Annotated in this window: 10 protein-coding genes; 7 read left to right on the top strand and 3 right to left on the bottom strand. The window is 72.9% G+C overall.

The genetic code is table 11. The features are described 5' to 3' along the window. Window positions 1-163: 163 nt before the first annotated feature. From B7R87_RS27635 to B7R87_RS27615, 5 genes are all read left to right on the top strand, one after another. Entirely contained in the window at window positions 164-1,993 is a 1,830-nt protein-coding gene (locus B7R87_RS27635; RefSeq protein ID WP_130584699.1) for a PucR family transcriptional regulator, read from the top strand. Window positions 1,994-2,233: 240 nt separating this feature from the next. Beyond that, the gene (locus tag B7R87_RS27630; RefSeq protein ID WP_006345732.1) at window positions 2,234-3,298 is read left to right on the top strand and encodes an iron ABC transporter substrate-binding protein; all 1,065 of its coding nucleotides are present in this window, start codon (window positions 2,234-2,236) and stop codon (window positions 3,296-3,298) included. Between the two features lie 47 nt (window positions 3,299-3,345). Continuing rightward, on the top strand, window positions 3,346-4,908 hold the full coding sequence (locus B7R87_RS27625; protein ID WP_130584698.1) for an ABC transporter permease: 1,563 nt from the start codon (window positions 3,346-3,348) through the stop codon (window positions 4,906-4,908). Further along, window positions 4,905-5,996, top strand: coding sequence for an ABC transporter ATP-binding protein (locus B7R87_RS27620; RefSeq protein ID WP_006345735.1), 1,092 nt, complete (start codon window positions 4,905-4,907; stop codon window positions 5,994-5,996). The genes B7R87_RS27625 and B7R87_RS27620 overlap by 4 nt, the downstream gene beginning before the upstream one ends. A gap of 534 nt (window positions 5,997-6,530) precedes the next feature. Continuing rightward, a complete protein-coding gene (locus B7R87_RS27615) occupies window positions 6,531-7,322 on the top strand; it encodes a hypothetical protein (RefSeq protein ID WP_006345736.1) in 792 nt (263 codons plus the stop codon). 11 nt (window positions 7,323-7,333) lie between these two features. On the opposite strand, the gene B7R87_RS33850 is transcribed toward B7R87_RS27615, so the two are convergent. Continuing rightward, window positions 7,334-7,981: a GntR family transcriptional regulator gene (locus tag B7R87_RS33850; RefSeq protein ID WP_006345737.1), complete on the bottom strand. Its 648-nt coding sequence runs from the start codon at window positions 7,979-7,981 to the stop codon at window positions 7,334-7,336. A 679-nt stretch (window positions 7,982-8,660) separates the two neighbouring features. Here B7R87_RS33850 and B7R87_RS27605 point away from each other — a divergent pair. Continuing rightward, a complete protein-coding gene (locus B7R87_RS27605) occupies window positions 8,661-9,506 on the top strand; it encodes a (2Fe-2S)-binding protein (RefSeq protein WP_130584805.1) in 846 nt (281 codons plus the stop codon). Window positions 9,507-9,797: 291 nt separating this feature from the next. Further along, the gene (locus B7R87_RS27600) at window positions 9,798-10,889 is read left to right on the top strand and encodes a DUF2637 domain-containing protein (RefSeq protein ID WP_040913629.1); all 1,092 of its coding nucleotides are present in this window, start codon (window positions 9,798-9,800) and stop codon (window positions 10,887-10,889) included. A gap of 141 nt (window positions 10,890-11,030) precedes the next feature. On the opposite strand, the gene B7R87_RS27595 is transcribed toward B7R87_RS27600, so the two are convergent. After that, window positions 11,031-11,411 carry an ATP-binding protein gene (locus B7R87_RS27595; RefSeq protein ID WP_006345740.1) on the bottom strand — a complete coding sequence of 127 codons (381 nt, stop codon included), beginning with the start codon at window positions 11,409-11,411 and terminating at the stop codon, window positions 11,031-11,033. A 283-nt stretch (window positions 11,412-11,694) separates the two neighbouring features. Further along, complete coding sequence (locus B7R87_RS27590; protein ID WP_006345741.1) at window positions 11,695-13,437, bottom strand: pyruvate dehydrogenase; 1,743 nt, start codon at window positions 13,435-13,437, stop codon at window positions 11,695-11,697. Between the last annotated feature and the right edge of the window lie 85 nt (window positions 13,438-13,522).

Genomic DNA, 13,522 nt, shown 5'->3' with positions numbered 1-13,522 from the left:
AGCGGGGCGCCCCCGGTGCAGTCACCGAACGCCTGAAGGAGTTGGCTGGTCCGCCCGTACTTCTTGTAGATTCAGACGAAAGACAGGACGGTACGCCGCAGGCGCCGCGCACAGCGGCCTGCCGTGGCGACGGGGTTACGACGAACGGATCGGCGGCTACGGAATGCGGCTGCGCGCACTGCTGGAGAACGAGGCGCTGGGGCTGCGGCTGCTCGGCGGGGACGACGAGCTGGACCGCTCGGTACGCGGGGTCATGACCACGGACCTGCGGGACCCGAGCCGCTATCTCTCGGGCGGCGAGCTGGTGCTCACCGGCCTGGCGTGGCGGCATGCGCCGGAGGATTCGGAACCTTTCGTACGGATCCTGGCGGAGGCCCGGGTGGCCGGGCTTGCGGCCGGCGAGGCGGAGCTGGGCCGGGTGCCGGACGATCTGGTGGAGGCGTGCGCCCGGTACCGGATGCCGCTGTTCGCGGTCCACGAGTCGGTGGCCTTCGCGACGATCACCGAGTACGTGGTGCGCCAGGTCTCCGGCGAGCGGGCGGGCGATCTCGCCGCGGTCGTGGACCGGCACCGCCGGATGATGACCTCGGGCGCGGCGGGCGGCGGGCCGGAGGTCGTCCTCGGGCTGCTCGGCTCCGATCTGGACCTGCGGGCCTGGCTGCTCTCGCCGACCGGGCGGCGGATCGCGGGCCCCGGCGTCGGCGCGCCGGGCGGGCCCGGCGCCGATGCCTCCGAGGGTACGGATCCGGGCGCGGCATCCACAGCCGGGACCGGCGCAACCACAGAGATCACCGATACCGCCGGGACCGCGGCGATCGCAGCCGGAGCGCTGCCCGCGGCAGTGGGCACCGCTCTCGCCGCGGAGCATCTCGCGGCCTCCCGGGCCGGACGCCGCCCGCCCCACCAGGTGACCGTGGAGGGGACCGCGTACTCCCTCTTCCCGATCGGCGCCGCGGCGGACACCCCGGCGGGGACCCCAGGGGAGGCCCGCGGGGCCGTGCTCTCCGACTGGCTGCTCGCGGTCGAGGCGGACGCGGCGGACTGGCCCGCCGCCCGGCTCGACCTCCTCCAGGGGGTCACCCAGCTCATCGCGGTCGAGCGCGACCGCCGCGACGCGGCCCGTACGGTCCGCCGCAGGCTCGCCGCGGAGGTGCTGGAGCTGGTTCAGTCGGGTGCGGCGCCCGCCGAGATCGCGGCCCGGCTCCGGGTCGCCGCGCCCGTGCTGCTGCCGGGCCCGGACACCGCGCCGCACTGGCAGGTCGTGGTGGCCCGGGTCGACTGGAGCCGGGACGGCAACGGCGGCGTCGATGCCGACGGCGACGACACGGCCGCCGGTCGGGTCGCCCGGGCGCTGCTGGAGGAGATCCTCGTCGACCCGGCGGCCCAGGGCGCCGAGCCGGCGGACCGGATCGCCGTCGCGCACACCGGCGGCGAGGCCATCGCCCTCGTACCGCTGTCCGTGCTGCCGCCCACCGGTGACGGGCCCGCCGTCGAGGAGGCCCTCCACGCGGAGACGCTTCTGGCGGCCGTCCGGGAGCCGCTGTCGGCCGGGCTCGACGGCGACGGGCGGCTCACCCTCGGCGTCAGCGCCGCGGTCTCGTCGGCCGAGGGGCTGCGCGGTGCGCTGGAGGAGGCCCGGCACGCCCGGCGGGTCGCCGCGGCCCGTCCCGGCCGGGTCTGCGCGGCCGGTCACCACGAACTGGCCTCGCACGTCCTGCTGCTGCCGTTCGTCCCGGACGACGTCCGCCGGGCCTTCACGGCCCGGCTGCTCGACCCGCTGCGGGAGTACGACCGGCGGCACCGGGCCGAACTGGTCCCGACGCTGGAGGCGTTCCTCGACTCCGACGGCTCCTGGACGCGCTGCGCGGCCCAGCTCCATCTGCACGTCAACACCCTGCGCTACCGGGTGGGCCGGATCGAACAGCTCACGGGCCGCGATCTGGCACGGCTGGAGGACAAGCTCGACTTCTTCCTCGCGCTGCGGATGAGCTGAGCCACCGCCCCGGGCAGGGTTGGCCGGTTCTCGACCTCCGGGGGCCGGACCGGGCACGATCGCATCCGACGGCGACGACCAGCCGAGACCCACGGCAGCCCGGTCCCGGACCGCCCACCCCTTGGCCTGAAATTGACACTAAGGCAAGGCTCACCATATTTATAGGGACGTCAGATTCTCTTCCCGTGCGACGGCCCGGCTCCTGCCCGTCCGGTCATCACGGTCCTCCAGGAGGCACCCATGCGCCGTCCGCTCGCCCGCCGGGCCACCGTCCTCGGCATATCCGCCGCGCTGCTCGTTCCCGTCCTCGCCGCCTGCGGCTCCGACGACAAGAGCGACAAGAGCGACAAGAAGGACGGCGCGAAGGCGCAGAGCGCCGACGAGCTGGTGATCTACTCCGGCCGCAACGAGAAGCTGATCTCCCCGATCATCGAGAAGCTGGAGAAGGCGACCGGCACCAAGGTCGAGGTCCGCTACGGCGACAGCGCCGAACTCGCGGCGCAGATCCTGGAGGAGGGCAAGAAGACCAAGGCCGGTCTCTTCTTCTCCCAGGACGCGGGCGCCCTCGGCGCGCTCTCCAACGCCGGTCTGCTGGCGAAGCTGCCCGAGAAGTCCCTGAACAAGGTCGACGCCGCCTTCCGCGGCAGCGCGGGTGACTGGGCCGGCGTCTCCGGCCGCTCCCGCGTCATCGCCTACAACCCGGCTCTGGCCCCCAAGGCCCCGGACAGCGTCAAGGACCTGACGAAGCCCGAGTGGAAGGGCAAGGTCGGCTACGCGCCCACCAACGCCTCCTTCCAGGCCTTCGTCACCGGTATGCGCGTCCTGGAGGGCGACGAGGCCACCAAGAAGTGGCTGAAGGACCTCAAGGCCAACGGCGCCAAGGCGTACGACAAGAACGGCGCGATCCTCGACGCGGTCGACAAGGGCGAGGTCGCCCTCGGTCTGATCAACCACTACTACTGGTACGAGAAGGCGTCCGAGGTCGGCGCCGACAAGCTCAAGGCCAAGATCCACTTCCTGCCCGGTGGTGACGCGGGCGCCCTGGTCAACGTCGCGGGCGTCGGTGTCCTCAAGGACGGCGGCCAGAGCGCCGCGGCCGAGAAGGCCGTCGACTACCTCCTCTCCGACGAGGCCCAGAAGTACTTCGCCACCGAGACCAAGGAGTACCCGCTGGTCGCCGGGGTCGCCTCGCCCGTCGAGGGGCTGCCGCCGCTGGCGTCCCTGAAGGCCCCCAAGATCGACCTCGGCAAGCTCGACTCCCTCCAGAAGACCCTGGAGCTGATCCGCGAAGCCGGCATGGTCTGACCGAACCGGTCACCAGCCACGTCCCCGGAGACGAGAACACCACCCCCTTGAGCACCGACACCACCAGGTCCGTGCGCACCCCGGCTGCCGCGCCCCGCGCGGCAGCCGGTCGGCGTACCCCGCCCCTGGTCCTGCTCCTGCCCGCCGCGGCGGCGGCGCTGATCGCGCTGCTGCCGCTCGGCTATCTCGGCGTGCGCGCCATGGAACGCGGCTGGGGCTTCGCCTGGGACATCGTCACCGAGGAGCGCACCCTCGAACTCCTGGGCCGCAGCCTCTGGCTGACCGCGATCGTCGTCGCCGGTTCGCTGCTGCTCGGCATCTCGCTGGCCTGGCTGACGGTCCGCACCGATCTCCCCGGCCGCCGGGCCTGGGCGGTCCTCGCGACCCTGCCGCTGGCCGTGCCGAGCTATGTCGCGGCGTTCACCTGGATCTCGGCGTTCCCGTCGCTGGAGGGGCTGCCGGGGGCGGCGATCACCCTCACCTTCGCCTGCTTCCCCTATGTCTTCCTGCCGGTCGCGGCGGTCCTGCGGGGGATCGACCCGGCCCAGGAGGAGGCCGCCCGCTCCCTGGGCAGCGGCGCGTTCCGCACCTTCGTCCGGATCACCCTGCCGCAGCTGCGGCCCGCCGCGGCGGGCGGCGCGATCCTCGTCGCGCTGTACGTGCTCTCCGACTTCGGCTCCGTCTCCATCACCCGCTACGACACCTTCACCCGGGCGATCCACACCTCCTACCAGGCCAGTTTCGACCGCACCCCGGCCGCGGTCCTCGGCTGCGTCCTGGTCGTGATGACTGTTCTGCTGGTGCTCGCGGAGAACCGCACCCGGGGCCGCGCCGGGCATGCCCGCACCGGCCGGGGCAGCGCCCGTCCGCCCGTAACCCTGCGGCTGGGCCACGGCACCGGGCCCGCGCTCGGCTGGTGCGCCGCCGTCGCGGGCGCCGCCGTCGTCTTCCCCCTGGCGACCCTCGGCTACTGGCTGACCGTCGGCAACTCCGGCTTCGACGCCGAGAAGTTCTGGGACGCCACCCTCGCCACGGTCACCGTGGCCGCCGTCGGCGCCGCGGTGACCACGCTGCTCGCCCTGCCGGTCGGGGTGCTGTCCGCCCGCTACCGCGGCCGTCTCGCGGGACTGCTGGAGCAGTCGGTGTACGCGGGCCACGCGGTGCCCGGCATCACCGTCGGGCTCGCCCTCGTCTTCTTCGCCGTGCGCTACGCCTACCCGGTCTACCAGGAGCTGCCGCTGCTGATCACCGCGTACGTGGTGCTCTTCCTGCCGGTGGCCGTCGCCTCCGCACGGGCCGCCGTGCTCCAGGCGCCGCCCGTTCTGGAGGACGTCGCCCGCTCCCTCGGCCGAAGGCCGCTCCAGGTGCTGCGGGAGATCACGGTCCCGCTCGCCGCGCCCGGTATCGGCGCGGGCGCCGCGCTCACCTTCGTCGTCATCATGAAGGAACTCCCCGCGACCCTGCTGCTCCGGCCGACCGGTACGGACACCCTCGCGACCCGGCTGTGGACCGAGACCGGCGCGGGCGCGTTCGCCGGAGCCGCACCGTACGCGGCGGCCATCGTGCTGATCGCGGCCGTCCCCTCCTATCTGCTCGGAAGGCGCTCATGACCGGCGTGACCGACCCCTCCGCCTCCGTCGCGGGAACTTCGTCCGGCGAGGGACCGGCCGGACTGAGCATCCGCGGCGTGACCAGTTCGTACGGCCGTGGTGACCGGGTGCTCCACGGGCTCGATCTCACCGTCGGCGCCGGGGAACTCGCCGCCGTCCTCGGACCCTCCGGCTGCGGCAAGACGACCCTGCTGCGGATCATCGCCGGTTTCATCGCGCCCGACGCGGGCGAGGTCGCCCTCGGCGACCGGGTGATCAGCGGGCCCGGCATCCAGATCGCGCCGGAGCGGCGGGGCGTGGGCATCGTCGCCCAGGAGGGCGCCCTCTTCCCCCATCTCAGCGTCGCCCGCAACGTCGCCTTCGGACTGACCGGGACCGGCCGTGCGGAACGCCGCGCCCGTACGGCCGAGATGCTCGGACTCGTCGGCCTCGCGGAGTACGGCGACCGGATGCCGCACGAGCTCTCCGGCGGCCAGCAGCAGCGCGTCGCCCTCGCCCGCGCCCTGGCGCCCCGGCCCGCGCTGGTCCTCCTCGACGAGCCGTTCAACGCCCTCGACAGCGCCCTGCGCGCGGGTCTGCGCTCCGATATCCGGGCCGCGCTGCGGGCCGCGGGGGCGACGGCGGTCCTGGTCACGCACGACCAGGAGGAGGCGCTGTCCTGCGCGGACCGCGTCGCGGTGATCCGCGACGGCCGGGTCGCCCAGTGCGGCAGGCCGGACGAGCTGTACACGGCCCCCGCCGATCCCTGGGTGGCGTCGTTCGTCGGCGAGGCGGTCGTCCTGCCCGCGCAGGCCACCGGCGGACGTGCCGAAACCGCCCTCGGGCCGGTCTCGGTCGCGGCGGACGCGAAGGGCCCGGGGACGGTCGTCCTCCGCCCCGAACAGCTCGGCCTGGCACCGGTGACGGCGGATTCGGGGGTACGCGGCCGGGTCACCGAGGTCCGCTACCACGGCCACGACGCGCTGATCCTCCTCGACATCCCGGAGACCGGCCGGATCATGGTCCGCGCCCCGGGCGCACCGGAGTTCCGCCCGGGCGACGAAGCGGCCGTCACGGCCTCGGGCACGGCGACGTTCCACCCCGCGTGACCGCCTCCGGCGGGGGACCCGGTCGCCGGGCTCGGGCTCAAGGCGTACCGTCGGCACGCGCTGAGCGGGTCACCGCCGGGTCACCGGGTCACCGGGTCACCGGCGACAGGGCCTCCCGGCCCGGCCCCGGGGCAACAGCCGGATCGAACACGCCCTATACACCACACCGGCCGGGCCTCTCCTGCCCCTCCCGCCTCTCCCGACCCCCGGCAGGGCCGACACCGACCGGCCCGCGGGTGATCGCCCATGGGCAACGACACACGCCTTGCTGACAGTTGACGGCCATGATCCAATCCGGCCCGCCAACTCCCCTTGCCCCAGCGGCCCGGAAGGCGTCTCTCCTGCTGACGGGGCCCACAGGCCTCCCGAGGGTGTCCCACCGGCCAATATCATGGATCTTCGTGCGCCTCAGCGCCGAAAGTTTGTGAATTGATTCACTCAACCCCTTGGCCCGGCGCCCCGATCCATGCTGAGATTCCCCATACTCAACAGCTCGACGGGGTGCTCGGGGAGGGCGTAGTGGCGCATACCGCCATGTCTGGTTTCGGAACGACATCCGGTGACGATCCACTCCAGACCGCGGTATGGCGGCTGCGTTCACGCGGCTGCTGGACCGACGCGGCCGCCCTGCTCGCTCCGCACGCCGCGGATCCCGCCGCCGCGCTGGAGCGCGTCGGGCTGCTCGTCGAGCGGTGCATGTACACGGGCGAGGGGTGGGCCGAGGCCGAGGACGCCCTGCGGACCGCCGAGGCCGGGGCCGTCAGCGACGAGGAACGCGGGGGTGCCGCGTGCGAACGGGGCCGGCTCGCCTACGCCGCGACGGTCCTCGGGGTGCGCGACCGGGCCGACGAGGCCCGTACCGCACTCGGCCGGGCCGCCGCCCTGCTGTCACCGGACTCCCCCAGCCGCCCGCTCCTCGACTTCCGCCGCGGTCTGCTCGCCGAGCACATCGCCGATTCGCCGCAGGCCGCCCGGGCCGCGTACCGCCGGGCCCACGAAGGCGCGGAAGCGGGGGGCGACAGGCTGCTGCTCTCCTTCACCTTCCACCACCAGGCCCGGCTCGCCCTGCGGGAGGGCGAGACCGCCGAGGCCCGCCACGGCTTCTCGGAGGCGCTGCGGCTCCGGGAGGAGCTGGGCTATCTGATCGGCGCGGCACCCGCGCTGGCGGCACTGGCCGACTGCGAGCCCCAGCCGGAGGCCGACCGGCTGCGGGCCGAGGCGGGACGGCTGTTCAGACTGCTGGGCGGGGTCCCGATCTGGCTGGCGGGCCGACTGCCCGTACCGCCGCCCCGGCCGGTCCCGGCGCCGAAGGTGCCGCTGGTCTGACGGAACGGGCGTCAGCCGCCGGGGGCACGGCCGAAGTGGCCCTCGACGAGCAGGCGGGCCGTCGCCGTGTCACCGCATTCGAGGGCGTCGAGCAGCCGCAGGTGTTCACCCGCGTCGGCGGTGAGGGAGACCCCGTCGGGGGGCCACTGGGAGCGCCGGTGCAGATCGTCCGCGACGGCCACCAACTGCTCGTTGCCCGCAAGCGCCAGCACCGCGCGGTGGAAGGCGCGGTCGGCCTCGGCGTACCGGCCCCGGTCCCCCGTCGCCGCCGCGGCCGCCGTCGTCTCGGCGGCAGGACGCAGCGCGCCCCAGGCCGCGGCGGGCAGCGTGCGGACCAGTTCCAGGACGACGGGGGCCTCCACGAGGGACCGCACCTGCGCCAGTTCGGCGCGCTCCCGGGCGCTGCGGACGGCGATCCGGAAGCCCCGGTTGGGCACGACCTCGACGGCGCCCTCGGCGGCCAGTTGCTGCATCGCCTCCCGTACCGGTGTCGCGGACACCCCGAAGCGCAGACCGAGCGCGGGGGCCGAGTAGACCTCGCCGGGGGTGAGATCGCCGTCGAGGAGAGCGGTGCGGAGCGCCTGGAGGATCTGGCCGCGGACCGAGTGCCGGCGGATCTCCCGGTGGGCGATCGGCGCGTCCGTCTCCGGCACCGGCACCGCGCGTGAACCGTCCGGGGCGGGCCTCGCGGAAGGTACGGGCGGTCCGCCGGTGTCGCGGCCGGGTCCGCCGCCGCTCCCCGGCCGCGGTCCGCGGGATACGTCTCCGCCGGGCCGGTACGGGCCTCCTGGTGCCGCGCTTCCGGCCGTACGAGATGTTGCCGCCGGGTCTCCGTCCGTCGGACCCGGGCCGGCCGGTCCGTGCCCGTCCGCCGGGTACGGACCGTCCGGCGCATCCCCGCCCGCCGGATACGGACCGCCGGACGCGCCCCGGACCGCGCGGTACAGGCCGCCGGACAGGTCTCCGTCCGCGAGGTGCGAGCCGGTGGACGGCCCCACGCCCGTCGGACGCGGGCCGGTGGCCGGGGCCTCGGGCCGGAGGCGGTCCCGGAGCCGTCCGCCGGCGGCCTGTTCGGGAACCCGGCCGCCCGGCGCGGATACGGCCCGTGGCGACTGCCGGGCGGAGCCCGGCCCCACGGGACCGGATCCGGGGCGCGATGCGGCCGCGCCCCGCGTCGGGGCCTGCTCCACTCGGGTCCTCCTCCGGCCTGCCGGCACCCGGTTGACGTTCCCCGGGCGTCCTGGATGCACCATAGGCGGCCCGGGCGTCACGTCAAACACCCCGCCCCTCGGGTAAGGTTAGCCTTACCTGAAGTCGATCGTGGATTCGGCGGCCCGTATGACCCTGCCCGCGCTGTTGCCCGCCCCCGCCTCGCCCGTCGCGGAGGCGTACGCCCGGCTGGCCGAGGCCTATCCCGGCCTGGCCCTGCGGGAGCTGGGCCCCGGCGAGGCCGTACCCGCGGGCGAGGGCTGGTTCGGCACGGCGGAGCTGGCCGATGGGGGATCCCGGCTCGACGCCTTTCTGGCGTGGGACGTGGAGCAGGTGCGCCGGGACTACGGCGAGGACGCCCGGCCCGATGTCATCGCCACCTTCGGGCTGCACCGCTATCTCTGGCCCACCTGTCTGCTGATCACAGTCCCCTGGTTTCTGCACCGCCGGGTGCCCCGTCTCTCCCCCTCCCTCACGGCGTTCCGGCGGACGCCCGGTCAGATCGCCTTCCGGATCACGGAATTCGCCTGCCTGCCGGACGACCCGGCGGTACGGCTGCCGGGCGCCCGGGCCGTCCCGGACGAGGCCGCCCTGCGCGACGAGGTGCGCGCCGCGGTCGCCGCGCACGCCGAACCGCTGCTGGCGGGCTTCGGACCGCGGATGCGGCGCGGGCGGCGGGCGCTGTGGGGCATGGTGACCGACGAAATCGTCGAGGGCCTCTGGTACGTCGGCGGAGCGCTCGGCGAGGGCCCCCGGGCCATGACGGAGCTTCAGGAACTGCTGCCGGGAACGGTCAAGCCGTACGTCGGCACCCCCGGCTTCCGCCTGCTCTCCGGCCCCGCGGGCGAACAACTGCCCACCCGGGACCGGGCGAGCTGCTGTCTGTTCTATACACTGCGGCCGGACGACACCTGTGTCACCTGCCCCCGGACCTGCGACGCGGACCGGGTGACCCAGCTCCTTCCGGACGCCTGACCCACCGGCGTACGGGGCCGCGGGGAGGGCTTTCCCACCTCCCGGCGGGGGCCGCTCCGCACGGCCGGAACCGATGTCACGCTCCGGATGTCACTCCCCCCTTCCGAGTGATATAAATCGTACGCAACTCTCGCTGTCTGAAAGACAGTTCGAGGAAAACGCACCTATCCGTATGCCCTATGGCCCCATTGGCGTTCTCTTGCCACGAAACCCCCTGGGATCGCCCGGACTTCGGTCACTATGGCGGCCGAACGCCCTACCGCGATGCAGATGTAAAGGGACGCCAACAACATGAGAGACATATCGCTATCCTGGCTGCTTCCCGGCGGCGTGATGCTCGTGGGAGTCCTGGTCGCGATCGTCGTGCTCCAGCGCGGTAAGAAGAGTGCCGCGAAGCCGGAGCAGGAAGATTCCTGGGAACGCAGCGAGGAGCGCCGCAGGCGCAAGGAAGCCATGTACGCCACGGCTTCCTATGTACTCCTCTTCTGCTGTGCCGCGGTTGCCGCCGCCCTCTCCTTCCACGGCCTGGTCGGCTTCGGCCGGCAGAACCTGAACCTCTCCGGAGGCTGGGAGTACCTCGTACCCTTCGGTCTCGACGGTGCGGCCATGTTCTGCTCGGTCCTCGCCGTCCGCGAGGCCAGCCACGGTGACGCCGCCCTCGGCTCCCGCCTTCTGGTGTGGACGTTCGCGGGCGCGGCCGCCTGGTTCAACTGGGTGCACGCCCCCCGTGGCATAGACCACGCCGGTGCGCCGCACTTCTTCGCCGGCATGTCGCTGTCCGCCGCGGTGCTGTTCGACCGCGCGCTGAAGCAGACCCGCCGGGCCGCGCTGCGCGAGCAGGGCCTGGTGCCCCGCCCGCTGCCGCAGATCCGGGTCGTCCGGTGGCTGCGGGCCCCCCGCGAGACCTTCAACGCCTGGTCGTTGATGCTCCTGGAGGGTGTGCGGACGCTGGACGAGGCGGTCGAGGAGGTCCGTGAGGACCAGGCGGCCAAGAAGGCCAACCGGCTGCGCAGCCGGGACCAGGCCAAGCTGGAGCGCGCCCGGATAAAGGCGCTCAACCGGCAGCACCGGGCCTGGGGCCGCGGCCGGGTGATGCCCGAGCCCGACCTTCCGGCGCTGACCTCCAGCCCCGCGGGCGGGGCCGGGTCCAGTAACTCGGGCAGCTCCGCGGGGGCGCTGACGGAGAGTTCGGCCACCGTCGCGGAGCCTGCCATAGAAACCGGACAGCTGCCGCTTCGATCCACGCGCTCCCTCGAAGCAGGGATGCCGTCGTCCCCCGACGCTAAGGTCGTCGACCTGACGGCGGAAGACGACACCATGACCCTGCCGAGGCTGGACTCCCTGGAGCGGAAGCTGAAGGATCTGGAACAGCAGTTCGGCTGAGGCCGGACGGGACCGACGCCGATGCATTGAGCGTTTGCCGGGTTGTCGGTTGTGGGATACGGCGGTGGGGGCGGACCGGTGAGCGGTCCGCCCCCACCGCCGTTCCGTCGTCTCCGGGCCCGTCCCGGGCCCGGGCGCGGGCTACGGCAGTGCGTTCAGCTCGAACCAGACCACCTTGCCCGCGCGCTGGGTCCGTACCCCCCACGAGTCCGCGAGGCTCTGGACCAGCGCCAGCCCCCTGCCGTGGGTGTCGAGGAGGTCGGCCTCCTGCCGCGCCTCCGAGCGGGTGACCGGCGGCTCCGGGAAGCCCTCCACGAAGTCCCGCACCTCCACCCGCAGGGTCTCGCTGCCGACGGTGGCCGTGACGACCGCTCCGTGATCCGTATGGATCAGGGCGTTCGTCACCAGTTCACTGGCGAGCAGTTCCGCGACGTCCGCGGTACCGCGGCTGCCCCACTGCCCGAGCATCTCCCGCAGCCCGTGCCGGACCTCGGGAACCGATTCCAGATCGCCGCACCCCATGCGCCGGTGCAGTTGCTCCCTTCCCCAGGTCTGTCCGGGCACTCCCCCGTACCGGCCGTGTCCGTCCGCGGACGAACCGGCCCATCCCTGACGCCCTGTCATCATCCCCACCCGTTGGTGTCGCGGTCGTGGTCACGACCGCGCCGCGCGTACGTACCTTCCACTCTTGCCCTGCCCCTCAGGACCGCGGGCCACGCCTGAGGAAGGGGTCAAGCCGGGCCGGGAGGGGATTTTTCCCGCAGCGGGCGGATGTGGTCTACGCCTTCTGCCGGAGTCGGGCCCTTCAGGGCCTGGGCACATGGCGCAGGTTGGAACGGGCCATCTGGAGCATCCGCCCGACTCCGCCGTCGAGGACCATCTTGCTTGCCGACAGGGCGAAGCCGGTGACCATCTCCGCGCTGATCTTCGGCGGGATGGAGAGGGCGTTCGGATCGGTGACCACGTCCACCAGGGCCGGACCGTCGTGCTTGAAGGCGTCCTTCAGCGCGCCCGCGAGCTGCCGCGGCTTCTCCACCCGGACGCCGTAGGCGCCCGAGGCGCGGGCGATCGCCGCGAAGTCGGGGTTCTGGTTGTGGGTGCCGTACGACGGGAGCCCGGCGACCAGCATCTCCAGGTCCACCATCCCCAGCGACGAGTTGTTGAAGAGGACGACCTTCACCGGCAGGTCGTACTGGACCAGGGTGAGGAAATCGCCCATCAGCATGGTGAACCCGCCGTCGCCGGACATCGAGACGACCTGCCGGCCGCGGTCGGTGAACTGGGCGCCGATCGCCTGCGGCAGCGCGTTCGCCATCGAACCGTGGCTGAAGGAGCCGATGATCCGGCGGCGGCCGTTGGGCGAGATGTAACGGGCGGCCCAGACGTTGCACATCCCGGTGTCGACGGTGAAGACGGCGTCGTCGTCGGCCAGCTCGTCGAGGACCGAAGCCACGTATTCGGGATGGATCGGTACGTGCTTCTCGACCTTGCGGGTGTACGCCTTGACGGCCCCTTCGAGGGCGTCGGCGTGCTTCTTCAGCATCCGGTCGAGGAAGCGCCGGTCGCTCTTGACCCTGACCCGGGAATTCAGACAGCGCAGGGTCTCCCGGACATCGCCCCAGACGGCGAGATCGAGCCGGGAGCGGCGGCCCAGGTGCTCCGGGCGGATATCGACCTGGGCGATCTGCACATCGTCGGGGAGGAAGGCGTTGTACGGGAAGTCCGTGCCGAGCAGGATCAGCAGATCGCACTCGTGGGTGGCCTCGTAGGCGGCGCCGTAGCCCAGCAGACCACTCATACCGACATCAAAGGGATTGTCGTACTGAATCCATTCCTTGCCGCGCAGGGCGTGGCCGACGGGCGACTTCACCCGTTCGGCGAACTCCATCACCTCGGCATGGGCGCCCGCGGTGCCGCTGCCGCAGAAGAGGGTCACCCGGTCGGCCTCGTCGATCATCCGGACGAGCTTGTCGATCTCGCCGTCGCCGGGGCGGACCGACGGGCGCGAGGTGACCAGGGCGGACTGCGCGGTCTTCTCCGGCGCCTGCTCGGCCGCGACATCACCCGGCAGGGCGACCACGGCGACCCCGCTCTGCCCGACCGCGTGCTGGATGGCGGTCTGGAGCAGCCGCGGCATCTGCCGGGGGTTGGAGATCAGCTCGCTGTAGTGGGAGCACTCACGGAACAGCTGGTCGGGGTGGGTCTCCTGGAAGTAGCCGAGACCGATCTCGCTGGACGGGATATGGGAGGCGAGGGCCAGTACGGGGGCCATGGAGCGGTGGGCGTCGTACAGCCCGTTGATGAGATGGAGATTGCCGGGTCCGCAGGAGCCCGCGCAGGCCGCGAGCTTCCCGGTGATCTGCGCCTCGGCCCCGGCCGCGAAGGCGGCGGTCTCCTCGTGGCGGACCTGGATCCAGTCGATACCGGAATTGCGGCGGATGGCGTCGACCACGGGGTTGAGGCTGTCACCGACGACTCCGTAGAGCCGCTGGACTCCCGCGCGGACGAGAAGGTCGACGAACTGCTCCGCCACGTTCTGCTTCGCCATGGAACGGACACCCTCCTGCGTCGTGACGTCCTCAGCGCTCTCGGCTCTCCTGACGTCCTCAAGAATCCATCAACCCACGGAAGCC

Origin of the sequence: Streptomyces tsukubensis (assembly GCF_003932715.1) — a bacterium.
GTDB lineage: Bacteria > Actinomycetota > Actinomycetes > Streptomycetales > Streptomycetaceae > Streptomyces > Streptomyces tsukubensis.
The sequence above is the reverse complement of the archived record's forward strand: the minus strand, read 5'-3'. Positions and strand labels throughout refer to the sequence as shown.

Coding starts and splice junctions, on each gene's coding strand:
- B7R87_RS27635 (WP_130584699.1), top strand. CDS start 164: ATGCGGCTGCGCGCACTGCTGGAGAACGAGGCGCTGGGGCTGCGGCTG.
- B7R87_RS27630 (WP_006345732.1), top strand. CDS start 2,234: ATGCGCCGTCCGCTCGCCCGCCGGGCCACCGTCCTCGGCATATCCGCC.
- B7R87_RS27620 (WP_006345735.1), top strand. CDS start 4,905: ATGACCGGCGTGACCGACCCCTCCGCCTCCGTCGCGGGAACTTCGTCC.
- B7R87_RS27615 (WP_006345736.1), top strand. CDS start 6,531: ATGTCTGGTTTCGGAACGACATCCGGTGACGATCCACTCCAGACCGCG.
- B7R87_RS27605 (WP_130584805.1), top strand. CDS start 8,661: ATGACCCTGCCCGCGCTGTTGCCCGCCCCCGCCTCGCCCGTCGCGGAG.
- B7R87_RS27600 (WP_040913629.1), top strand. CDS start 9,798: ATGAGAGACATATCGCTATCCTGGCTGCTTCCCGGCGGCGTGATGCTC.
- B7R87_RS27595 (WP_006345740.1), bottom strand. CDS start 11,411: ATGGGGTGCGGCGATCTGGAATCGGTTCCCGAGGTCCGGCACGGGCTG.
- B7R87_RS27590 (WP_006345741.1), bottom strand. CDS start 13,437: ATGGCGAAGCAGAACGTGGCGGAGCAGTTCGTCGACCTTCTCGTCCGC.